Raw genomic sequence first — 23,783 nt, 5'->3', positions numbered from 1 at the left:
ATTAGTTCTCGGTCAAGTAGCGCTAGAGCAGAAATCCAATGAGATCGCGGCTATTCCCGTGTGGCTCGAACAGTTAGATATGTAAAGTTTTGTTACTAGATTCAACATTTCTGGCTCTATACCTTGTTCGGTTACTTTTCTGAGTGTATTCTCTACATTTGGATTGTGTGCGATATGGAGACGATAATAGAGATCTATATTTACTCCTACATCATGAGAATTCCCCAGTTAAAAAAAAATTAACCAATCAGATGCTTTTCAGCGATCGCTTTAAAACTAAAAATTCGCATATTATGCGATCGCGATAGGAGTATATTCAGTGTTAAGTTTGATGTTCTAGTTTTACCTAACAAAGATGCGATCGCCTTTTAGTAACAAAGTTAGACAAATCGAACACGAGATCGCTAGCTTCACTGACAATATTGATGAGGAAGTTCGACTAGAACGATCGCGGTTATTAGTAACAAAAGAATGAGTAAAGCGATCGCAGAAACGAGGCAATAACCATTAAAAATAGCACCAATGTTTTTAAAGAATTTCGACTTTATCAAACATATCGGATGGCTCTAATAATTTTCCCAAATCAAAATAAGACCTCTAATAATTTCTCCAATAGACTTATTCCCTTGCGAACAATAAACAATACCACAATGAGTAACGCCACATTGGTTCATTTTCAAGAAATCTGTATCTTGAGTAAAAATAACTCTATTTTGAGATAAAGCAAATTTTAATTGTGCTTCGTCAGAGATACCAATTAAAGATTGTTCGGGAGTCGTAGTTACATCAACTCCCCTTCTGCGTAATCCTTCAGCGATAGCATTTCTAACATTTTCATCAAATTTGCATAATGTGCTACCCAATAAAGCTTTTACCAACTGAAAAATCAGCAATATTAATTTTTCCTTAATAAGTGGGCAACCTAATCACAAGCTCATAATTAGAGACTTGTATATGCTACCTTTAATTTTTGAAACCTGTACTCCTAGAGAAGAAATACTAGCAGGGGAACTTTCTGTAGATCTGTTTGCTGCTAAACTTCGCTTGGTGGTAGAAGGAAAAGCACCATTAGTCTATCAAGATGCTGGTAAGTTTTTTGTCAATACTTTTGCTACGGACGGGATAAAGACTCTAATCAGAGAAGTTTTTAGCTGCCTGACGAACAATTCAGCAGGTTCGGCGGTAATTCGCTTAGAAACTAGCTTTGGTGGCGGTAAAACACACGACGAAATTGCTTTATGGCACATCTGCAAGCAAGGGAGAAGAATTGAAGGACTGGAAAGATTTGCCGAGCTTAATTTAATTCCAGAACGTCCAGTACAAGTAGCAGCAGTAGACGGACGAGATTTAAATCCAGAAAATGGTATCGAGCATAATGATTCAGGTGTTATTATTAAAACTCTCTGGGGTGAAATTGCCTACCAAATTGGGGGCATATCGGGATACCAACTGCTACAGGGAAGCGATCGCAGTGGCATCAGTCCAGGTACATCAGTTTTAGAGCGTCTACTCGACGGACAACCTACAGTCATTATCCTCGATGAAATTGCCTGTTATCTAACAAAAGCTAAAGGTAAACAAGTAGGCACGAGCAATCTTGCCAAACAAGTAGTTGCTTTTTTATTTTCGCTCTTTGATTTAGCGGCAGCGTCTAATAACCTAGTCTTTGTCTATTCTCTAGCTTCTAAATCGGACACCTTTGCCGAAGAAACAACAGAGTTAACAGAATTGATTCGCGCTTCTGCCAGACAAGAAAGAGTTTTGAGTCCTTCCACTGATGTAGAAATTTACAACATTGTCAAACAACGTCTATTTGATAGTGTAAGTAGCGAAGCTGCCGAAACAGTATCTTCAGAATACCTGGCTGCCTATCGCGCCAGTAGAGTCAATCTTCCCGATGGATGTAAAGAGGCTCGCTATGCCAATGCGATCGCGCAAAGTTATCCCTTTCATCCCGAATTATTCAATCTTTTAACCAAGAAAATTGCGGCAATACCAGAGTTCCAAAAAACGAGAGGAGCATTAAGATTGCTAGCTCAAGTAACAAGACATCTTTGGCAAGGCGATAAGCCCGAAGGGCATCTGCTTCGCGATCGCAACTGGACACCCATAATCCATACCCATCATATTCCAGTAGGTGTAGACGAAGTAGTAACTAACGATTTAACTTCTCGTATTCAACGCCCCCAAATGCGCCTGCCAATTGGGGCTGATATCTATAATCCCAATGGTAGGGAAGCTTACGCCCAAGTTTACGATAAAGATTGGATTGCGGCAGGAAAACCACCATTTTCTACGTGGGTAGCGCGAACTATATTTTTACATTCGCTGACTCAAGGCATTTCTTCTGGTATTAAACGGCAAGAATTAAATTTATCGCTACTAACGCCTGGAGAAACGGGTAGCTTTGTCGATCGCGCCCTAAAAAAATTGACCTCAGTAGCTTGGTATTTAGATAACGATCCAATTGATTCTCGTTCTCGCTTTAAAGAAGAACCGTCGATTAATAAGATTGTCACCGAAGAAAAAGAACAGGTAGGACGCACCGAAGCTAAAGACGATCTGCGTCAGCGACGGGATAGCATCTTTGCCAAGAGAATTTTTACTCCCGTTTTCGCGCCCGAAAGTCCTGCCGATGTAGACGATCTACCTGATGATGTCGTCCTTTGTCTGATTGACTTTGATGAGGCTATGGTAGCTAACTCTACCGATGGTCCCCCAGCTATTGTCGAGAAAATCTTCAATAACACTGGGGAGTCGGGCAAATTCCGCATTTATAAAAATCGAATCTTGTTTTTGGTTGCCAACAAGCAGGAAATCGAACGAGCAATTGACAATGCTAGAGAATACAAAGCAATCCAAAATATTCTTCGCAGTCAAACTCGCTTAGAAGATTTATCCGAAAGTCAGCAGAAACAGTTAAGAGGAAGAAAAGGACCTAAAGAGCTAGACATTAGAGTATCGCTAACTAATGCCTATCGTCATCTGTTTTACCCTACGAAAGATGATGTAAAAGCTCCTACTGGTTTGATGCATCACGTTTTACCAGCCCAAGATTCGAGTGCGGTTGAAGGTACAAATAACCAGCAAGATATTATTCTCAAAGCTCTCAAGGACTGTGAAAAAATTCGATCTGAGAGTGCGAAATCTTTTGCTCCCGTCTATATTTTGCAGAAGGTTTGGAGCAGAGGCTTAGACAGTTTAACAACTAAAGCTTTAAAAGATACTTTTGCTAAAGATTTAAATCTTAATATTCTACTCGATGCCGAGATTGCTCTACTCAGAGACACTATCCGTAAAGGATTGTAGGAAGGTAATTGGGATTTAAAAGTTGGAGAGAGAGTTTACATAAAAACAGAAGAACAACTCGCTCTACCCGAAGCTATTGAATTTAGCGATCGCTACACTCTATACCGTCGTGGAATTCTGCAACCGCCCGAACCAAGAGTAATCGAACTAAATGCTCAGGTAATGACTAGTAATGAGACAGCCAAACACGTCCGAGTACGTTGGAAAGCTAAAGGAGCATTAACCGTTAGTCTTTACCAAGATGGAAATTTGCTATCAGCAGATTTTCGTCCTTCTGATGAATACGAGACAACTATTACCCAGACAACTAACTTTCGTTTACTTGCCGATTATGGCAATGGAGAAACCGCAGAACAACAAACTCAAGCTGTGTTTTCTCAAAGTGGAAATAGAGTTAAAGAGCCAACTGGAGAATATAAACCAGGGGGTAGCGGTAATGGAAGTGATGGTACTGGCACTATATTTGACGCTCGATCGCCCGTTATCGAACTCGATGGCACAGTTAACAAAGTTTTTACTACCTTTAACGATTTATGTAGCGATCGCCACGTTCGAGAAATTGAGTCTTTAGACATATCGGTAAGTCAACTAATGGACTACCGCAAGCTCGGTACTGCTATTCCCCTATTAAGTCGCTTCTCCTTGCAAATCGACCAAACTGTAACTATTCAAACGGGAGAGCAATTCGTGCGCTTGGAATACCAAGGACAAGTAAGAGGATTTCAAAGCTTTTTCAATACCATTAACGGCTTGCTCAATAGCCAGAATGCACAAGCTAATGTCAATCTCAACCTGTTAATTAACTTTGAGCCTGGGATTTTGCACTCTAGCTCTGAAATGACTTTAATTCAACAAACGCTCCAGCGTAATCCAGTCGAACGGCTAAATCTTTCTGTGAGGGTGAAATATTAATCATGCAAGAATTTCAACTGCGAGTCGTTCCTGCCGACAACAATAATTTTATGTTGGAACTCTATCAGTGTGCTTATAAGAGAGCGGGTGAGAAGAAACGTCCTGCTGCCGTGTTAGTAGGTTGTCTTAAAGGTAATACTTTGAACTTGGTCAAACAAAGTATCTACCAAATTCTCAAAGCCAACAACTACGATCCCAAAACTTTGGGTTTCAAACGCCAGAGTCCCTATATCTTATCGGAAGAATCGGGAGTACAGACAGCAATTTTGTTTCAAACTCTCGCTCCTCTTTCTCAGTCGGAACGTATCGTCAAAATTGCTACTGGTATTACCGCTATGAGTAACGAAGAAGCTCATTATTGGTTTGCGATGATTGCTAATGGTAAGCGTAGTAATGCTTTGAAAGCTCTGCGAATTCTATTGGGAGATTGATAGATCGATTAGCGAGCAAGATGCTCGCACCACCACAATGAAATTTAAAAAACCATCAGCAAAACTAGAAATTCCTGGAGCAACATACTTCATAACTTTTGTTACTTGGCAAAGATTAGAACTAACCCCATCTGCTAGAAAAATTGTCCTAGATTCTTGTCTCTTCTTCCATCAAAAAAGATACAAGATCTATGCTTCGGTCATTATGCACGACCACGTTCATCTCTTGCTTCAGCCACTTTCAAAACAAACTAGCAGTAGTAATGCGAGCATCTTGCTCGCACAACCCAAATACTTGCTCGCTGACTCCGATAAACAGTCCTCAACAAAATACTGGACACTTGGCAGCATCTTACACAGCATAAAAAGCTATAGTGCCAAACAAATTCCCACTGCCATGAATCATATCGGTAAAGTTTGGCAAGATGGAAGATACGATCGCCTGATTAGAAATAGAACCGAGTTTGAAAATACCTGGAAATATATTAAAGAAAATCCTGTCAAAGCTGGTTTATGCGATCGACCAGAAGAACATCCTTTTCTTTGGGAAACAACAACGTAATGCGAGCATCTTGCTTGCTAGTAATGCCAGTGTCTCCCTGGCTGCAACTTTAAAACTCGATCGCCTGCCATTCTTTAGCTTCTGCAAAGCGATTTAAATGTAGAAAAACAATCATTCTGGAATATATAATTTTCGTTCGGAAACTCGTTGTTGGTCAACTGTCTTTTTGAAGTCCGTAAAGAATTGTTCTCGTTGCTTGGATTCGGCTTCACTCATGAGCCTATTTCTGGCGATTCGCTTTTTGAGTAAACCGATCGCTGGTTGATTTTTGCGTAACTGTTCTTCTCTATCCCAGACTCCATTGTGGTTTTTACTTGAATCCGCTTTAAGAAGCTCTTTTATCGATGTTGCTTCTTGTAAGTCGAGGGCGATCGATCGCTCGTAGCCTTCTAAAATCAATGAATATTCCTGGTTTTCTGCTTTCTCATTAGGAATTAAAGCTACAAAACGGGACAAATCGATAATTTTTCCGCTTGGTAATTCTACAGTTTTATCCATACTTCTCACCTCTCTTGTTGGGTTACTTCTAAATTTAATAAATTCCGATCGCGATCGAAATTGCCCTTTGAATTTTGGCTAAAGATTGTGATGTAATAGCTCCGTATGGACCGCGCTCTAAATAAAGCTTGCGAACCGCTGAGATATTCTCGCATAAAGCCAAAGAAGCCGATTCCAGTCCTCCTTCCCCTGCTGGAAAAATTCTCGTTGGTGATTCGCCACCTGAAAGATCGCTGGTGAATGGAACTATAATTAACGCTCAATTTGAATACGACCCAAGCACCACGACCACTATTGGAAATGGTGTTGGTAAATGTCCCAATTGTAATACTGTAATTGAAGATGATGTAATTAAATCTCAGGCACAATCATCTGGTTTGGGACATCAGTTATATGCAGTTGCTTACAAAGAAGGTCAAGGCAGTCTACGGTTTAGAATTCCTACTAAGTTAGATTTAGAAGGTATTGCTAAAGCTGAAGCTTATATAGAAGAGAAATTAGAGTATTTTAAAATCAGTAATATTATTCCTGAAGAACAAAGATTTGATGGTTATGCGGACAGATGTATAGCTTATGGTTTGAGTAAAAGCTTAGATTATTTTAATCCGCGTCAGCTTTTAACTCTTGTTACCTATGTGGAAATAATTAACGAAGCAAAATCTAAGCTACAAATAGAATATGAACTAGAAAAAGTAGAAGCTATAACTACTTATTTATCTTTTATTTTGGATAGATGTGTTGATAAAAATTGTCGCCTAGCACACTGGATACCAAGTAGAATATCTGCCGCAGGATGCTCAGGACAGCATTCATTAAATTTATTTTGGAGTTATCCTGAATACGAAGGAAGTTTGAATTTGTGGCAGTCTTGCCGTAAAGGTGCAGCAGATGATTTTTCAAAACTATGTAAACTATACGGAACAAAATCTAACTCAATAACTATTCCAGGATTAGAACGATACGACCTAAAATCCATCCAAATAGATGCAGCCTCAGCCGATAGTCTTTTTCACATTGCAGACAAATCTGTAGACACAATCGTAACTGACCCTCCGTACTACAGCACACTACAATGCGCGGAACTTTCAGACTTTTTCTATGTCTGGCAAAAACGCACGTTAGGGGATATATTTCCCGATTTATTTTGGTCGGAACTTACGGATAAAGATCGAGAAGCGGTTGCTAGGTTCTGTTGACGTAAAGAGGCAAAGATGAGAAAGTACCTGAAGTTGCTGATTTTAGTCAAAAAATTCTTCATGAAATCTCGTGTTAAGTTGGACGATTCTGCTTGGCAGCAAATTTTCGTTGTTCTGAGCCACCAACAAGACATCCGTATCAAAGACCCCAAAGCTTGTCGTCGTTTTCTGAATGCGGTTCTCTGGATTACTCGCACAGGTGCTCAATGGCGTGAATTACCCAAACGTTTTGGCAACTGGAACAGCCTCTACAAACGATATCGGCGTTGGTGTCAGAAGGGAGTTTGGCATCGTCTCTTGCAAGAAATGTCCCACTCTGCTGACTTAGAAAGTTTAATTCCCGATAGCACCATGATTCGTGCTCATCCCTGTGCAGCAGGAGCAAAAGGGGGTCAGAAAAACACTCTTTAGGAGGTTCTTGTGGCGGATTTAGTACCAAGTTACATGCTGTGGTAGATGCGTTGGGCAATCCGCTGCGGTTGCTTCTGACTCCAGGGCAAACCGCCGATATCAGTCAAGGAGAGGCATTGGTGGCTGGTTATCGAGCTCAACAGGTAATTGCCGATAAAGGCTATGATTGTGATGCTTTTGTGGTCTTGATTGAGGAAACTGGTGCTCAAGGCGTGATTCCGCCTCGTTCTGGTCGCCTCAACCCTAGAGATTACGATTCACATCTGTACAAGGAGCGACATCTAGTTGAGTGCTTTTTTAACAAACTTAAATACTATCGTCGCGTTTTCAGCCGTTTTGACAAAACTGACGAATGTTATTTGGGATTTGCCGAATTTGCTTCGGCTTTAATTTGGTTGCGTTAATTGTGTCAACAGAACCTAATCCCTCTCGCTTTTGTAATATGGGTGCATCCCCAGAAGAACTAGCAAAACAAGACTATGAAGCCAAGATGCAGCTAGCGTTTGGGGAATATTATCGCGTCTTACGAGATGACGGGGTAATGACAGTGCAGTTTAACCATAAAGAATCTGGTGCTTGGGATGTGCTGACTAAATCCTTAATCGATGCTGGCTTTGAGATTACTGCATCTTGGGCTGTCAGTACTGAAAACCCCCAAAACCTCCATCAAGCCAAGAAAAATTCGGTTTCTAGCACCGTTTTATTAGTCTGTCGCAAACGCGATCCTAATGCCGAACAAGCGTGGTGGGAGGATTTGCGCCCCGCAGTAGCCAATCTCGTCGAACAACGCGCCCCCGAATTTGAAGCCAATGACATTACGGGTATCGATCTATATCTTAGTGCGTTTGGTCCCGCCCTCAATGTCTTCTCTCGTTCCTATCCCATCCTCGACAGTAGCGGTGAAGAAGTCCGCCCCGAAGTGGCATTTGCCGAAGCTAGAAAAGCCATAGCTAACTATCGTTTTCGCAAACTAGTACAAACTGACACCGCAGGTTTCGATCCTCTAACTCAATGGTATCTCCTAGCCTGGGATGCCTTTAAAGCCCGCGAGTTCGCTTTTGATGAAGCCAGACAGCTAGCATTAGCCATTGGCGGTTTTAACGTCAACGATTTATCCAAACAATACAAACTACTCGACTCGGCTAGCGGTACTTGTAAACTACTAACACCCAAACAAAGACACCGCAAACGGGCATTTATTACAGACTCAGCAAACTTCTCCAATCTCTATTTAGTTGATGCCCTACACGCCATCATCGCCATCTACCAAGAAGAACAAAACCCCCAATTAGTTAGAAAATTCATGCTGGATACAGGGTTGAACAACAACGATATGTTGATGAAAACTTTGGAAATCGCCTTTAAAGTAATGCCCAAAAGCACCGAAGAACACAAAACTCTTACTTCTATTTGGCTATCAATGGATGAAATTAAAGCTAAAGTTGTTTACGAACAAATGAAGTTTGAAGTTTGAAATCTCATATTTTAAACAAAACCGAACAACTTTATAATCTAAGAAGAATAAGTTAGAAAAGCGATCGCACAAATAACTATGACTAAATGGCGTATCGTACTAGAACCAGATCCCGAAACAGGTGATTGGGCTGCTTGGTGTCCCGAATTACCTGGATGCACCTCATCAGGTGACACCAAAGAAGAAGCTATAGAAAATATTAAAGAAGCGATCGAACTCTATCTACAACCCGACTCAATAGATCTCGAACCTGGGGCGATTCTTCAAGAGATTATAGTGACATGAAATCTCGCGAAGTAGAAGCCATTCTGAAACGTTATGGATTTCAACTTATTTCTCAAAAAGGTAGTCACCGTAAATGGAGAAACGCCGAACTGGGACTACAAGTAATCGTCCCAGAACATAAAGGGAAAGATCTACCTACTGGAATTTAAGAAATATTTTGAAAGGGGCGCAGATACCAAGATCGGAATGGAGAAAATAATTTTTAGTAATCAAAATCTAAGTTAGTTAAAGATCGAACTCACAGACTGTACGCCAAATAAAGCATTGAATTAAGAAATAGTCTTTAATAACACTCAATTCATGCACTTAAAAGATCGCTCCTGGCGTATTAGCTACTCTAGCGACGAAAATAATCAGATCGCCGATTTTTACATTCCCGCCTTAGAATGCGCGGTGCAATACGATCGCAAATCGGGTTTTTTTGGTAGTGCGATTCTCAGTAAAGTAGCAAGGGGAGTTGGGGCGATGCTACACAATCAGGGTAAAATGCGCCTGATTATGGGCTGTCAGTTTAGTACTCAAGATATAGCAGCGATTGAACGAGGTTATCAACTAAGAGAAGCACTAATTTCTCGTTTGGAAGCGGATCTAGTAAAACCAGAAAACTTTGTTCAGTTAAAACACTTTGAGATCCTGAGCTGGTTAATAGCCAATGAATATTTAGATATTAAAATTGCCGTTCCGCTAAAAGATAATGGCATTCCCGAAGAGAGCGATCGCGTTCTCGATCCAAACCATATTTTTCAGGAAAAGGTTGGTATCTTCACCGACGCTAGAGGCGAACGTATTGCGTTTAGCGGCTCGAATAACGAATCTTTAAGCGGTTGGTCGAATAACGTCGAATCTTTTCATGTTTACTGTGATTGGGAAGGCGATCGCGATCTAGAAAGAGTTAATGAAGAAGTTTATCGCTTCGAGCAACTGTGGAACGATCTATCCCCAAACGTCAAGACTTTTGACATACCAGAAGCTGTTAAGCGAAAGTTGCTACGATATACGCCTAATAATAAGCCCACTTGGAATAAAGAAATCGAGCTTGGAGGTCAAAGGCGATCGCTGACTATAGATTCCCTGCCCAACACTGTAGACGATAAAGCTTCAAATAAACAAACTCTTAACCAAAAACTACAAACAACTACCGAAATATTAAATTCTCCCGAAGTAGAACGAGAAAAACAGGCTGTTCGAGAACTACTCGACCTTCACCAACATCCAGGCTGTTTGGATTTTTGTCTCAAATCGATTCCCATTCAGCCTTGGGCGCATCAGTTGAAAATTTTACGCCGCGTTGCTGCTAAATTTCCCTGTAATTTTCTGATTGCCGATGAAGTAGGTTTGGGTAAAACCATCGAAACGGGTCTAATTTTACGCTACCTAATAGTCAGTCAGCAGATAAAAAAAGTTTTAATTCTCGCTCCTGCTAGTGTACAGTCTCAATGGCAAGAAGAACTACGAGAAAAATTCAACCTCCATTTTTGGAGTTACAGTCAGAATAAATTTAAAGACTATTACGGTAAGACCATCACACCAGTATTTAATCTCTGGAATACCGAAGATTTAATTCTGGCATCTTCTCATTTAGTTCGCCGTAACGAACGGATGGAAGAACTAATAGCAGCCAAACCTTGGGATTTGGTTATTCTCGATGAGGCACACCATGCCAGACGTAAAAGCCCCCAACAGCGAAAAGATAATCCCAATCGTTTGCTTCAGCTAATGCAGCAGTTAAAAGAGAGAACCAAATCTTTAATACTTCTTTCTGCTACGCCGATGCAAATCGATCCTATAGAAGTCTTCGATCTAATACATCTTTTGGGACTAGAAGGACATTGGGGCTATGGTGATAATTTCTGTAACTACTTTGCCTCGCTGTCAGAGCGACCAGATCGCTATACCTTAGACTTCTGGCAAACTATGTCGGTCGATTATTTTCGTCGTGGCGGTACGGAGTGCGATCGCCTGAAACAATATTTAGCAACTAGCGATCGTTTGATAGCTTACAAGCTGCAAGATACTTGGAAACAAGGTAAGCGTATTGTCAATCCCAAACAGCTAGCTAAAAATGTTCCGTTTATCAATGCCTCGCGTCAGTATCTTACTGTCAATACTCCTCTCAAAGATCTGATGTTTCGCCATACCCGCGATACCCTTAGACAATATTATCGATTAGGTATCTTGGAACGAGATATTCCGAAAAGAATAATTTGCGATAATGCGATCGCTCTCGAACCAAATCGAGAAGTTTCCCTCTATCAAGCCGTCAGCGATTATGTTCGCCATTTTTATAAACTAGCTCAGAGAGAAAATCGCAAGGCATTGGGCTTTTTGATGACTTTGTATCGTAAGCGTCTTACCAGTTCTTTCTACGCCATTCGCGAATCTTTGCAAAGACGTTTAGAAGGGATTAACAATCTAACTCCAGACGACCTCAGCGATCTAGATGAAGCCGACGATGCAGTAATTACCGGTTTAGAAGCTTATTTGGAAGAACCAGTAGATCCAAGAGAGATTGAATATCTAGAAGAACTACTGCGGCAGTTTGATAATACTGGGGAAGATAGCAAACTATCTCATTTTCTTTCAATTTTGCGCCAAGAACTCAGCCAAAGAGAAAGCGCGATCGTCTTTACCCAGTATACCGATACGATGGACTATTTGAGAGAGAATTTACAGCAGCTATACGGTTTACAAGCAGCTTGCTATTCGGGAAGGGGAGGCGAACTATACCGAGATCGTGAATGGCAGCTAGTATCGAAAGACGAAATCAAACAACGGTTCCGTAAGGGGGAAATAAAGCTCTTACTCTGTACCGAATCTGCTAGTGAAGGCTTGAACTTACAGACCTGCGGCGTTCTGATTAATTACGACTTGCCTTGGAATCCCATGAGAGTAGAGCAACGAATCGGTAGGATCGATCGCATCGGACAGGTTTATTCTGCGGTGAATATCCATAATTTTTACTATGACGGTACGGTAGAAGCCAAAGTGTATCGCCGACTGCGCGATCGCATCAATGCTTTTCAGACAGTAGTAGGTAATTTACAGCCGATTCTCGCCCAGGTTCCTACATTTATCGAACAAGCGGTTATGAGTGCCGACCCCGAAGAAGAAGGAGTATTGCTAGCTGATTTCGAGCGAGTTTTAGATACACCTCCTTTGCGTCCTGGTTTAGAAGAAATGACGGCAATAGATGTAGAAGCAGACTTAGCGGAAATTCGGCAACCCCTGGTTTCGAGTTCCACTACTCCACAACAGATCGAGCAATTGTTAACGAGTTCGTTAGTTTTAAAAGCTAAGAAGATAGTTTTTGAATCTCAGGACGATAAGCCCAAAGGGGAGGGCGCAGAGCGCGATCGCATCTGGAAGTTAGCTTACAAAGATCGAAGCTATTCTGTAACGTTCTACCCCGAAGTTTTCGACCGCAAACCATCGCTGCGGTTAATGACTTTTGGCGATCCTTTATTCGAGGAATTATTAATTAGATATCAAGATTTAACTAGCAAATAGTATGGCGCGATTGAAAAATTAGCTCATAACTGTATCGAAGCCTGATGCGATCGCAGCCATATCCCTCATCATGAGATGGTCAGAGAGTGTTCTCTGTATTTAAAAAAGCCAGAACGCGAAGCCGAAAGTATCGATTCTCTTTTTTAGGTTCATTTGTGGCGATTGCTTAAATGGATACTCTAATTTGTTCAGTGGTCAATTGTAAATTTATGGATTTGGTGTCGATTTGGTGTCAATATGATAATTACCAAGTCGAAAAACTAATAATCCAGCCCCTGAAAGCCTTGTATTTATTTTGTTAAGCGGGTGACGCGATTCGAACGCGCGACATTCACCTTGGCAAGGTGACGCTCTACCACTGAGCTACACCCGCGATTATTCGAAATTCCTTTTAGGACGAATGAAACACGTAACCCAAAGGCAGATCGAGATTTGTACTATAGTTTTGTTTTTGCCTTAGAACATTATGGCAAAAAATAAAGATTTTATCAAGTAAAAATTCAAATTTATATCAACGGTTAAGCGCTCCGCAAGCTTTATCTAAAACCCAGACCTATGGAACATTACATGATAATCTTTAGCCAAAATAGAGACAATTTACCCAGGCATCGATTGGTTTTGAGCATCAGGTAAAGATTCGGGTTTGACGGTTATCTCAATACTTTTATTTTGCCGTTCTATTTCGAGTTGCAATTCGCGACCGACACCATTTTCATCTAGCAATCTCTGTAGAGTCTCGGCTTTAGTTATGGCTTGCTGATTGACAGCTTGAATCACATCACCTACCTGTAGTCCTGCTTTGGAGGCGGGAGAATTATTAGTAACCGTCATAATTAAAATACCGCGATCGCTATTAACCTCTAACTGACGATTGGAAAATTGATTGAATTGTTGCTTGATTTCGGGAGTTAGAGAAACCATTTCAATGCCAATATAGGGATGTTCTACCCTACCGTTGTCAATTATTTGTTGGGCAATTCTGCGAGCGGTGTTGATGGGAATGGCAAACCCTAGTCCCTGTGCTCCACCGATGATTGCACTGTTTACAGCAATAACTTCTCCTCGTGCATTTAGTAGAGGACCTCCAGAGTTACCGGGATTGATCGCGGCATCGGTTTGTAGAAAGCCAATTCTTTTATCGGGAATGCCGATATCGCGACTGAAACGATTGGTAGCACTTATTACTCCCACAGTTACAGTTTCTTGTAAACCCAAAGGATTGCCGATGGCGATCGCCCATTCACCTTGTTCTACTAGATCCGAGTCGCCGATGGTTACGGCAGGTAAGAAATCTGCAGACTCTACCTGAATTACGGCAACATCAGTAACGGAATCCTTTCCCAATACTGTACCGTCGAGGAGGCGACCATCTTGAAAGGAAACGGTTACCCGATCGGCACGATCGACCACATGAGCATTAGTGATAATCAAACCTTTAGAATCGATGACGAAGCCAGAACCCACGCCGCGCAAAGTCGGTCGATTAGCTCCCCCAGGCGCACCGCCAAAGAAAGGTAAAAATACTCCATCTAAGCTGCGAGAGACATTAATTTGAACTACTGCAGGTTCTACGGTTTTGGCAACTGAGGTCACAAAGCTATTTTGCTCTACGGGAGAAGGAATAGACTTACTGTCTATCACTTCGGGAGTTACTTCTTTAATCGATTCTAGTTCCTCTGCTCCAACCGTTGAGGGGTTCACCACTAGCAATCCTATAGCGATCGCCAGTATTATTAAGTAGCAGTTGGTTCGTTGAATCCATTTTTTTAGGTCAAGTTTTTTTATTAAAATAATCATCAATCGCGATCGCGGTTTTTGTCTGTGTACGTTGAGCTAAATTGCTGCAAAAATACTGTAAGTATCGTTATTCATCATAGGATGATTTGGTTTTTATCATTATCTTCTGATGGAACGATCTTTTGAGTAAGACAAGCATCCAATTTTAAGAACAGACCTTTAAGTCCCCAAATCGCGTGACCGAACCACCAACTCATTGCTGGAAGATGTCCTTTAGGAGCAGCAAGGCTAAAGTCAATCTGCTTGGTTAAAATCCATCTTGCTTCGAGATACCAGCCTACCTGTTTGCCAAAGTTGCGATAGTTTTTTGGGTCTAAATTCTGCCAAATGCCATACTGTACGCTAAAACCAAAATGTTTTTGCGAATAGTCACTCCAAAGTCGGTCGATCGCCCACAAGACTTCACAGGAAAGGTTTTCTAGGTCGTCCCGTTCTAACCAATCTTTTCGCTCTTCATGTGCTGCTTGAAGTAATAGACGTTCGGTGATTTGATTGGCTTGTTGCCATTGTTTGGTTGCCAGCAAATCTCGTAATGGAGTGTAATCGATTTTTGGTTCGGCTGGGACAAATTCGAAAGCTTTTTCTGGACAGTTTGAAGCCAACTCCAAGGAGTAGACACAGTTAGCATTTAAATCACCTAAAACCGCCGATGCCGATTGATAACGTTGAGAGATCGCTCTAATAATCATTTTGTCGAGGATTTGTCCCAGTTCTTCGCTAATGGAATTGCTCGCCAGATAATCTTGCCAGACCCAAGCATCTTCACTATCGCTATACAAATCGAACGGAGAAATACCCGTTAGCAGATGAAGACAAGTTACCCCCAAACTGTAGATATCGCTACTGATAACTGCCTTGCCTCGAAGTTGTTCTGGGGCAATATATTCGGGAGAACCGATTATCGTTCCCGTGCGATCTAGTGCTCGAGCTGAAACCGCTTTGGCTGCGCCGAAGTCCACTAAAACCAAAGTCCCATCTGAGCAACTGAGAATATTTTCTGGTTTGATATCTCGATGAATAATTTGATGCTGATGAACGAATGCGAGAACTGGGAGTAAGGCGTTCAATAGTTGACAAATCCTTTTCTCATCAAAAGTGCCTTGTTTCTGTAACACTTGGGTTAAATTGTCTCCCTCAATCCATTCCTGCACTAAATATTGATGCTCGTTTTGAGTAAAGTAATCGTAAAGTTGAGGAATTTGAGGATGTCGTCCCAACTCATCGAGAATGACTGCTTCTGCGGCGAATAATTCTATTGCTTTTTGGCGACTAGTTATATTTCTCGTTTGGGGAAAAAACTGTTTGATGACACAGGTAGATTCTGCACCCCGGACTTTTTCGTTCGTAGCTAGTAAGGTTCTCCCCATACCTCCTCGTCCGATAATTTCGATCGCCCGATAGCGACGCTCGAGCAGCAGAGGTGTTTGGCAATTGAGGCAAAACTTTGCTGCCAAGGGATTTTGTGGTTCGAGGCAATGAGGATTGAAACAGTAACTCATAATTGAGGATTAGTTTTGGAGAACGAGAAATGAGCAGACCGATTTTATATTTCCCCATTGCCAAGTTGAGGTTATCTCGAGCGCCTTTTGAGTTATAAGTTCTTCTGCATCTTTAAAAAGTAACCGACTAAATACAAAGAACCGCACAAAACCACTAAAGGTTCGCGACGATTGTGTTCCCACACGGCATCTAAAGCGATAAATAACCCATCATAAGTTTGACATTTATTCAGTTGCGGACAAACTTCCCTAGCTAAATCTGCCAAATCTTTGGGAAGTGCGCTGCTATGGTCGGGTACTGGTACTAGATATAGTTCATCTTCAGGTCGCAGCAGAATCTCTAAGATATCGCGGTGGTCTTTAGTAGAGAGCATTCCCATCACCCAAACTACAGGTCGATCCGGTCGATCTAAAGTATCGATATACTGACGTAAGGCGGTCGCGGCGGCGGGGTTGTGCGCGCCATCAATTAATAAAGGGCGATCGCAGTAGGACGTCCATTGCAGTCTTCCCAACCAGTGAGTTTTTCTCATTCCCGTCTGAATGGCAAGTTGGGGAATATTCCAGCCTTGCTGTTGGAGAATTTTAATTGCGGCGATCGCTATTGCCGAATTAATTAACTGTACTTCTCCCAGTAAAGGCAAGGGATATTCAAGGTCTCGATACTTTGCCCACCGGGGTCGAGCGATCTTTAAATCGGTTGCTGGTTCTACCCAAACTGCGGGACAGTTCAATTCGGCAATTTTCGCTGATACCACCGTTGCTGCCGCTGCTGGTAATTTACCCACCACTGCAGGACAATTGGTTTTAAGAATCCCTGCTTTTTCTCGGGCAATATCGGCTAGAGTCGGTCCGAGACGCTGCCAGTGTTCTCTACTTATCGAGGTAATAATACTGACTAAGGTGCGATCGCTAACGTTAGTAGCATCTAGCCTGCCTCCCAGACCCACTTCGATTACGGCTAAATCTACTTGCGACCTAGCAAAATAAAGCCAAGCTGCGGCAGTGATTACTTCAAACTGAGTGGGACTTTCACTCTTTGGGTCGATTGCTCCTATAACATCTTGTAAGATAGCAATTAAATCTGATTCGGCGATCGCAGTTTCGTTCAGATAAATTCTTTCCGTCCAGTCGATTAAATGCGGCGAGGTATAGCGTCCCACTCGAAAACCCGCTTCAGTTAAGATTGAAGACAAATATGCACACACTGAACCTTTGCCATTTGTTCCTCCAACATGAATAATAGGAACTTGGCGATGGGGATGTCCTAAGTCAGCTAATAATTTCTCAATTCGTTCCAAACCCAAATGCACGCCAAAACGCTGAAAGGGTTTTAGAAAAGATTCGACTCGCTCGCTGGTCATGTTATGTCAATTTAGTTACAAGGACAATATATTAAAAAATGCCAAAAAGATTAAAGCTTAAATGCTGACAAATGAATAAAATGTAGATATGGGAAATATTTTAGTTACAGGTGGTGCGGGATACATCGGTTCTCATACGGTCAAAAAACTAGGCGAAGCAGGTTACGATATCGTAGTATACGATAATCTTTCTACGGGCTCGACATCTGCCGTACTATATGGAAAATTGATCCGGGGAGAACTTAAAGATACTCAGTTGTTAGCCAAAGTCTTTGCTAAATATCAATTTGATGCAGTGCTACACTTTGCTGCTAAAATTTCCGTTCCTCAATCCCTCGAGCAACCCCTGACCTACTATGGCAATAATACCTGTAACGTGGTCAATTTGCTGCGCTGCTGTGAGCAATTTGGAGTCAATAAGCTAGTTTTCTCGAGTACGGCGGCAGTTTACGGCGAAACTAAGGAAGATCCGGTTACCGAATCATTTCCTACGGTACCAGTCAATCCCTACGGACGTTCGAAATTGATGAGCGAAACGATTATTAGAGACTACGCTCGAGCCTCAAAGCTCAAGTATGTTATCCTGCGTTATTTTAACGTAGCTGGAGCCGATAGCTCTGGTAAAATCGGTCAGTCCAACAATGCCAATCACCTAATCAAAATCGCTTGCGATGCTGCTTTGGGACTTCGTCCCTCAGTGAGTATTTTTGGTACCGACTATCCCACTCCTGACGGTACGGGAATTCGCGACTATATTCACGTAGAAGATTTAGCCTCGGCTCATGTTAACGCTTTAGCTTATTTAGAAACAGCATCGGATAGCCAGATTTTCAACTGTGGCTATGGTAGGGGTTACAGCGTCCGTGAAGTTTTAGCTAAAGTGCGAGAAGTTTCGGGGGTAGATTTTGCGGTCGCCGAAACCTCTAGGCGACTGGGCGATCCTGCCTGTGTAGTAGCAGCGGCAGACAAAATCCGTCGGGTTCTCGGTTGGCAACCTCGTTATCATTCTTTAGAAAAAATTATTAGCAGTGCTTTAGCCTGGGAAAAAAAGCAGCTCATCCAACTAACAAATCAATAACCATAATAATTAATCATAATTTAACTAGAGCGACAATTAACCATCAACTATTAACGATCGACCATCAACCTTTATGACTACTTCTCCCCAACCAACCGAAAGCAACAATTTAAAGTATGGCGAAAGAGAGATTGAAGCAGGAACTTTAATTACTTTTCCCAACCCCAGAGTGCGTAGACGTTACAATATTGATATTACACTGCCAGAGTTTACCTGTAAGTGTCCCTTTTCTGGTTATCCCGATTTTGCCACCATTCATCTCACCTACTCACCCGATGAGAAAGTGGTCGAGTTAAAGGCTTTAAAACTATACATTAATAGCTATCGTGATCGCTATATTTCTCACGAAGAAGTAATCAATCAGATTTTAGATGACTTCGTTGCCGCCTGCGATCCCCTCGAGGCAAAAATTACTGGAGATTTTAATCCCAGAGGTAACGTTCACACGGTTATTGAAGTACGGCATCAAAAAAGCGACTTTTCCCAAACTACTGAATAACGCCAGAACGAATGCTTTACTAACTAAGAAGTATTTTCAGGCTTTCGAGCGCTAACAATTTGTCTTGTCAAATAATGCTACTATTAGGTAGCATATTTCGGCAGGATAAATAAATGTCACAAAAAATTAGTATTACTCTAGATAAAAACGCGATCGAGTTTATTGATTCTCAAACTAAAAATCGTAGCCAATTTATTAATTCTCTAATTCTTCGGGCACAAAAAGAAAAACGGCTAAAAGAATTGGAACGAGCTTATATCGAACAGGCTAATGATAAAGACGAAGCAACAGAAATTTTGTTATGGGATTGTACGGCTGGGGATGGTTTGAGCGACGATGATTAAACGAGGCGAAATTTACTTCGTAAATCTAGAACCAGTTGTCGGCGATGAAGCAAACAAAAAAAGACCCTGTTTGATTTTACAGAATGACTTGGGAAATCGTCACTCAAAAAAAACAATTGTTGCCCCTTTTCTGAAGCCAAATAAGTATCCATTTGTAGTCATAGTCGAACCAACGAGTCTTAATAACTTAGATCGAACAAGAGGACTCGATATTTCTCACATTCGTTCGGTATCCATGGAAAGAATTGGTAACAAACTGGGAGTGTTGGAAGACAAGTATCGGAACTTTGACAATTTTTACCTATCAAAAAGGGGTGAAAGCCTCACCAGACGGCGATTTTACCTCGTCGAGGTAAAATCGCCTGAAACCCAGATATATTAAGAATTTAGCTGTTTTGAGGTTAAACAATTGATATATCAGGCTTTCACCCCTTTTTGAACCCAGTTTTTTGTCAAAGTCCCGGTATTGGGAAAGTATAGAAAGGGCAGTTTTGATTCAGCTTGGCTTCGACGAAATTTTTCAATCCTGAGTTCTAAAAGTACGCCATCAAAAAACCGACTTTTCCCAAACTACCGAATAACGCCAGAACAAATGCTTTCTAATCGTGACTCTCCCTAGAAACCTTGGGTAAATTCTTCGTACTTCAGATAGGGTAAGGTAACTATCCGTACGAATATGTTCTCTCATCGCTGCTACGGCTTCTGGCAACTTTTTGAGACGTCTATTTTTTGTCTTTTGAAACAACCAGTTTAGAGGTACGGCAATAAAATCACTTGCAAAGTCTCTCAAGGTCTCGTGTGCTAATAGGTCTAAAATCATTAGCACGCCGCCAGGTTTTAAAGCATTTTTTAACTTTGGAAGTAGAATTTCGATTGGGAGATGATGAACCGTTGCTATGGATACGATGGCATCAAATTCTTCTGTAGGAAAATCCCACTGCAAAATATCGGCAACCAAAAAGTAAACATTTGTTCGATGTTCATAGCGTTCTCTGGCAATCTCAATTGTCTTGGGAGAAAAGTCAATTGCCACTACTTTCTCGGCGCGAGTGGCAAGCAGACGTGAAAACTCACCAGTACCACAACCGAGATCGAGAACGCTATGGCACGGCTTTGGTAACTGTTGAATTAAGAAATGGTGATAGTGATTATTGTGATTCCATCCACCCTTATCGTACCTGGCAAGGCGATCGAAATCATTCCTAATTTTTTGGGTTAGGTTCTGATGTATATTTGGCATTTATTGAATATATTGAATATAAAGAAGAGATCGCTTGCTACTGTTGAGAGCTAATCCATACTAAAGAAATGAGTTAAGATACTTAGTAAAGAATTGTTACAAGCCACCTAAGAGGTAAATTGATTATGAGCCAAACTCAACCTACTACTACTCCCAACCTAGAAGAGCCTAAATTCGGATTTAATTCTTATGCCGAACGACTCAATGGTCGTGCTGCTATGATCGGCTTCGTCTTGACGATTGCCATTGAGTATATAACTGGAAAGGGACTGCTGTCTTGGTTGGGTCTACAGTAAAAAGGTACTAGGCACTAGACACGATGTAATTAGGTAAAAGGTTGAAGAGTAATAGTCGAAAAAAATACTAGATTCCCTTACCTTTTACTCTACTTCCTCTACTTAGTCAAGCCAACCGCTAACGTCGATCGCCAGTAATTGACCCAATTTCAACAAAGGCTTAATTTTCCTCAGCTCCCACCGACAGGTATTTTCTCCGTGAGTCGAGACAAAGCAGTTGGGTACGATGCGTTGATGAAAACATTTGTAGTAAGTTTCTTGAGCGCGATCGAGGGACAAACCTAAATGTAGTTTTTCCCCTACCGTAATTGCCCGTTCTATTCTTGCCACATCGATTTCCAGGGTTGCAGGATCGCTATCGTAAAGCAATTTCCAAAGCCAACGTAGAATGGTCTGCTCTAAAATCTTTTTCCCCTCGGGAAGATTGAGCTGACACTGAAAATGATTGGCTTCGTCAGCTGTGGCAGTGAGTTCTGATAAATAAAGATCTATTTTTTCGGGATTGTCAATCGCTTTTTCTAAAGCCAAGATGGCACTGCGGCAGCGGGAGGAAAGGGCGACATCTGCGGCTACTTTTAACTCTTGAGGAACGGGTAATTCTTCGCGTTGAAAAGCGGCAATAATACTGTAATTTTCCCGATAGACTTGGCTGTAGAGACGGTCGAGATTTTTTTTGGTCTTCTCAGTTATCAGTCGTACGATCCGCTGTCTCTCCTCGGCAAATAAATGCTGTAAATTGAAACAGCGATCGCCAAAATTGCGATTCATCGTAGCAATTGTCCGTGCCGCGCTAGCCTGTTTGAGATCTTCAAATAGCTGCTGTTTTAATTCGGCATATGCCAAACGTCCTTTAAAAGGTTTGAGGCAGCAATGAAAATCCCAACCACCTAAATGTAGTACTGCAAAAACATAATGTTGACTTTCCCAGGTAATTTCCGAGGTCAAGCGTACTTGCCCGACTGAGAGAGCCAATCTTCCTAGCTGCTGTTTTTGATAGTCTAACTGTTCGACTTTGTAACAATAGATTTTCTCTTGCTGGAGATAGTTAGTAAACAAAGAGCTAATGGCGTAATGCGCCGTCACCTGCTCGAAACCGATTTGAGCTGAAGAGACTAACTCCCGATACACTCCGGCACCATCGCCAAATAACTCGACGTTACTGGGAGCTTTTGCCAAATGCGAAATAAACTCGTGTTTGAGGTCAATTCCCGCTACTTCTCCCGCTAATTCTAAGGCACGGGCGGCATAACGCAAAATTTGGACTCCTTCGGGGCGAGATATCTCTTCAAAAAACCAGCCGCAGCTAGTATACATGAGCAAAGAGTGACGCTGCATTTCTAGTAGGAGCAAAGCGTCAATACGCTCTTCTGCACTCAAAGGATGAGATTGGTGGGCTTGCAAAAATTGCTCTACCTGTTCGATGGAGCGATCGCCTATAACTGAAGCGTATTCATCTCTGGTCGACCAGGGATCGCGAAATAGTTGGGCTCCTCGCCATTCGTAGACTTCAATCGTACGCTCTCGCAACCAGTCTAAGGCATCCCGTAACGGTCTGCGCCACTGTTGATGCCACAGGCCACCGCCGCCACAACCGCAATTATCCTGCCAGCGATCTACACCATGAGCACAACTCCAGGCGGTTACGGGTTTGAGAACTACTTCCCAAGTAGGAGGAGCGATACTGAGATAGTGAGCGTAATTAGTAACTATCCAACCGCGACGGGGAAATTCTTCCGTAAAGGCATATCCCAGACATTTTTCCGTACCGCCTTTGTGATGTCCGAAGGTTTCACCATCGGTCGCTACGCTGAGTATTTGGGCGGGGCGACGATCTCCTTTCACTGCCTGTCCGATTCTACTAGCGAAGTTGTCGGCAGTATTGAGCACGTCATTAAAACCCATGTCCCGGGAAATCGGTCCGTCGTAGAAAAAGACATCGAGATAGCGACCATCTTCAATAAAACAACGATAGGGTCGGGTGGGATCGATTTGAGAACCGCCTACTTGATGCCATTCTGGTTCTGGTGTTTCTGCTGTAGGTAAGGGGCGACAGCGCTCTGCTTGAGAAGGTGCCAGGATAATAAAGCGAATCTCTTCGTCAATTAGGACTTTGATGGTTGCATAATCTACTGCCGTTTCAGCCAGCCACATTCCTTCGGGATCGCGCCCAAAGCGAGAGCGAAAGTCGACTTTACCCCAACGAATTTGGGTGTATTTATCCCGTTCGTTAGCTAGAGGCAGAATGATGTGATTGTAAACTTGGGCGATCGCATTACCGTGTCCGTTGAGTCGACGACTGCTTTTTTTATCGGCTTCAATGATGCGCTGATAGACTTCGGGATCGTAGTTTTCCAGCCATGACATTAGAGTCGCTCCAATGTTAAAGCTCAAATATTCAAAGTTATTGACGATCCCAATCACTTCTTGTCGGTCGTTGAGGATTCTGGCAAAAGCATTGGGACGATAGCATTCATAATGAATGCGTTCGTTCCAGTCATGAAAGGGATGAGCACTAGGCTGTCTTTCAATCGTATCTAAATAGGGATTTTCTCGAGGTGGTTGATAAAAATGTCCGTGAATCGTAACGTAGACACCATGGGCTTTTTTGAGGGGATCGCTAACAATAGAGCGCTCTTCAACTCGTTCCGAAGCTAAAATTTCAGTATTCTTTGCTGTAGATACCATAAAAATCTAGAAAATTATGCTAATTACTAAATTAGTTAGTTAGAATTCAATGATAAGAATGCCATGTCATGTAGCGAATTATTCCTCTCTATATTTAAACTCAAATTTTTCTCGAGTGGTTATTTTTTTAGCTAAATTTAATTAAGAAGATGTTAGTTTGACTGAGCAAATAGAAGCTCGCTCTTCATAGAATCGTTGTCTAATATGCGACCATAACTCATCGCTATCCCACGAACAAACTGCAATAAGACTGGTCGCTCTTGCAGTTGAGCTTTAGTTACCTCTCAAGCCTTTCTCGACTCTCGGGCAAATTTCGCTCCAATACCAAGATAGTTATATTATTGGCGTTGCATAAATAGGGGAGGAATTGCAGAATTGAAGTAACGCGATTAATCA

The 23,783-nt window shown here is 41.9% G+C and carries 17 protein-coding genes, 1 tRNA gene and 4 pseudogenes; 14 read left to right on the top strand and 8 right to left on the bottom strand.

The genetic code is table 11. The annotated features are described in order from the left end of the window. Window positions 1-528: 528 nt before the first annotated feature. Window positions 529-863 (bottom strand): annotated as a pseudogene (locus tag ACLFKQ_RS27605) (DUF5615 family PIN-like protein). A 91-nt stretch (window positions 864-954) separates the two neighbouring features. On the opposite strand from ACLFKQ_RS27605, the pseudogene ACLFKQ_RS27600 reads away from it, so the two are divergent. The 3 genes and pseudogenes from ACLFKQ_RS27600 to ACLFKQ_RS27590 all read left to right on the top strand — a co-directional run bounded on the left by ACLFKQ_RS27600 (window position 955) and on the right by ACLFKQ_RS27590 (window position 5,214). Beyond that, window positions 955-4,221, top strand: a pseudogene (locus tag ACLFKQ_RS27600) (ATP-binding protein). 2 nt (window positions 4,222-4,223) lie between these two features. After that, complete coding sequence (locus ACLFKQ_RS27595) at window positions 4,224-4,652, top strand: DUF7680 family protein (protein ID WP_449002849.1); 429 nt, start codon at window positions 4,224-4,226, stop codon at window positions 4,650-4,652. Between the two features lie 37 nt (window positions 4,653-4,689). Then, window positions 4,690-5,214 carry a transposase gene (locus tag ACLFKQ_RS27590; RefSeq protein ID WP_449002848.1) on the top strand — a complete coding sequence of 175 codons (525 nt, stop codon included), beginning with the start codon at window positions 4,690-4,692 and terminating at the stop codon, window positions 5,212-5,214. A gap of 111 nt (window positions 5,215-5,325) precedes the next feature. Here the strand turns inward: ACLFKQ_RS27590 and ACLFKQ_RS27585 are convergent, their stop codons facing one another. Beyond that, the gene (locus tag ACLFKQ_RS27585; RefSeq protein ID WP_449002847.1) at window positions 5,326-5,712 is read right to left on the bottom strand and encodes a hypothetical protein; all 387 of its coding nucleotides are present in this window, start codon (window positions 5,710-5,712) and stop codon (window positions 5,326-5,328) included. Window positions 5,713-5,840: 128 nt separating this feature from the next. On the opposite strand from ACLFKQ_RS27585, the gene ACLFKQ_RS27580 reads away from it, so the two are divergent. The 6 genes and pseudogenes from ACLFKQ_RS27580 (at window position 5,841) to ACLFKQ_RS27555 (ending at window position 12,585) form a co-directional block, all read left to right on the top strand. Then, window positions 5,841-6,908 (top strand): hypothetical protein, encoded by a 1,068-nt coding sequence (locus ACLFKQ_RS27580; protein ID WP_449002846.1) that lies wholly within the window; start codon window positions 5,841-5,843, stop codon window positions 6,906-6,908. 60 nt (window positions 6,909-6,968) lie between these two features. Beyond that, window positions 6,969-7,723 (top strand): IS5 family transposase gene (locus ACLFKQ_RS27575; protein WP_448998612.1). Its coding sequence is split into 2 segments (ribosomal slippage): window positions 6,969-7,289 and window positions 7,292-7,723, totalling 753 coding nucleotides; the frame shifts between segments, so codons are not numbered across the junction. Between the two features lie 17 nt (window positions 7,724-7,740). After that, a pseudogene (locus tag ACLFKQ_RS27570) lies at window positions 7,741-8,793 on the top strand (DUF1156 domain-containing protein); the annotation flags it as partial. A 78-nt stretch (window positions 8,794-8,871) separates the two neighbouring features. Beyond that, window positions 8,872-9,078: a type II toxin-antitoxin system HicB family antitoxin gene (locus tag ACLFKQ_RS27565; RefSeq protein ID WP_449002845.1), complete on the top strand. Its 207-nt coding sequence runs from the start codon at window positions 8,872-8,874 to the stop codon at window positions 9,076-9,078. After that, window positions 9,075-9,277: pseudogene (locus ACLFKQ_RS27560) on the top strand (type II toxin-antitoxin system HicA family toxin). The gene ACLFKQ_RS27565 and the pseudogene ACLFKQ_RS27560 overlap by 4 nt, the downstream one beginning before the upstream one ends. A 101-nt stretch (window positions 9,278-9,378) precedes the next feature. Next, window positions 9,379-12,585 carry a helicase-related protein gene (locus ACLFKQ_RS27555; protein WP_449002844.1) on the top strand — a complete coding sequence of 1,069 codons (3,207 nt, stop codon included), beginning with the start codon at window positions 9,379-9,381 and terminating at the stop codon, window positions 12,583-12,585. 301 nt (window positions 12,586-12,886) lie between these two features. On the opposite strand, the gene ACLFKQ_RS27550 is transcribed toward ACLFKQ_RS27555, so the two are convergent. The 4 genes from ACLFKQ_RS27550 to ACLFKQ_RS27535 form a co-directional block, all read right to left on the bottom strand. Then, a tRNA-Gly gene (locus ACLFKQ_RS27550) sits at window positions 12,887-12,958 on the bottom strand. 224 nt (window positions 12,959-13,182) lie between these two features. Next, on the bottom strand, window positions 13,183-14,382 hold the full coding sequence (locus ACLFKQ_RS27545; protein ID WP_449002843.1) for a trypsin-like peptidase domain-containing protein: 1,200 nt from the start codon (window positions 14,380-14,382) through the stop codon (window positions 13,183-13,185). Between the two features lie 74 nt (window positions 14,383-14,456). Next, window positions 14,457-15,881: a protein kinase domain-containing protein gene (locus ACLFKQ_RS27540; protein WP_449002842.1), complete on the bottom strand. Its 1,425-nt coding sequence runs from the start codon at window positions 15,879-15,881 to the stop codon at window positions 14,457-14,459. Between the two features lie 92 nt (window positions 15,882-15,973). Next, window positions 15,974-17,245 carry a bifunctional folylpolyglutamate synthase/dihydrofolate synthase gene (locus ACLFKQ_RS27535; RefSeq protein WP_449002841.1) on the bottom strand — a complete coding sequence of 424 codons (1,272 nt, stop codon included), beginning with the start codon at window positions 17,243-17,245 and terminating at the stop codon, window positions 15,974-15,976. A gap of 88 nt (window positions 17,246-17,333) precedes the next feature. On the opposite strand from ACLFKQ_RS27535, the gene galE reads away from it, so the two are divergent. From galE to ACLFKQ_RS27515, 4 genes are all read left to right on the top strand, one after another. Then, window positions 17,334-18,323: a UDP-glucose 4-epimerase GalE gene (galE, locus tag ACLFKQ_RS27530; RefSeq protein WP_449002840.1), complete on the top strand. Its 990-nt coding sequence runs from the start codon at window positions 17,334-17,336 to the stop codon at window positions 18,321-18,323. 73 nt (window positions 18,324-18,396) lie between these two features. Further along, window positions 18,397-18,822 (top strand): preQ(1) synthase, encoded by a 426-nt coding sequence (queF, locus tag ACLFKQ_RS27525; protein ID WP_449002839.1) that lies wholly within the window; start codon window positions 18,397-18,399, stop codon window positions 18,820-18,822. A 113-nt stretch (window positions 18,823-18,935) separates the two neighbouring features. Then, the gene (mazE, locus tag ACLFKQ_RS27520; protein ID WP_449002838.1) at window positions 18,936-19,166 is read left to right on the top strand and encodes a type II toxin-antitoxin system MazE family antitoxin; all 231 of its coding nucleotides are present in this window, start codon (window positions 18,936-18,938) and stop codon (window positions 19,164-19,166) included. After that, window positions 19,159-19,548, top strand: a complete 390-nt coding sequence (locus tag ACLFKQ_RS27515) for a type II toxin-antitoxin system PemK/MazF family toxin (protein ID WP_449002837.1) — start codon at window positions 19,159-19,161, stop codon at window positions 19,546-19,548. The genes mazE and ACLFKQ_RS27515 overlap by 8 nt, the downstream gene beginning before the upstream one ends. 165 nt (window positions 19,549-19,713) lie before the next feature. On the opposite strand, the gene ACLFKQ_RS27510 is transcribed toward ACLFKQ_RS27515, so the two are convergent. Next, on the bottom strand, window positions 19,714-20,406 hold the full coding sequence (locus tag ACLFKQ_RS27510) for a class I SAM-dependent methyltransferase (protein WP_449002836.1): 693 nt from the start codon (window positions 20,404-20,406) through the stop codon (window positions 19,714-19,716). A 125-nt stretch (window positions 20,407-20,531) separates the two neighbouring features. Here ACLFKQ_RS27510 and ACLFKQ_RS27505 point away from each other — a divergent pair, with 125 nt between their 5' ends. After that, entirely contained in the window at window positions 20,532-20,702 is a 171-nt protein-coding gene (locus ACLFKQ_RS27505) for a hypothetical protein (RefSeq protein ID WP_449002835.1), read from the top strand. A 102-nt stretch (window positions 20,703-20,804) separates the two neighbouring features. Here ACLFKQ_RS27505 and ACLFKQ_RS27500 read toward each other — a convergent pair whose 3' ends face one another. Next, window positions 20,805-23,387 carry a DUF3536 domain-containing protein gene (locus tag ACLFKQ_RS27500; RefSeq protein ID WP_449002834.1) on the bottom strand — a complete coding sequence of 861 codons (2,583 nt, stop codon included), beginning with the start codon at window positions 23,385-23,387 and terminating at the stop codon, window positions 20,805-20,807. Between the last annotated feature and the right edge of the window lie 396 nt (window positions 23,388-23,783).

The organism is Myxosarcina sp. GI1(2024) (assembly GCF_053543375.1).
The sequence above is the reverse complement of the archived record's forward strand: the minus strand, read 5'-3'. Positions and strand labels throughout refer to the sequence as shown.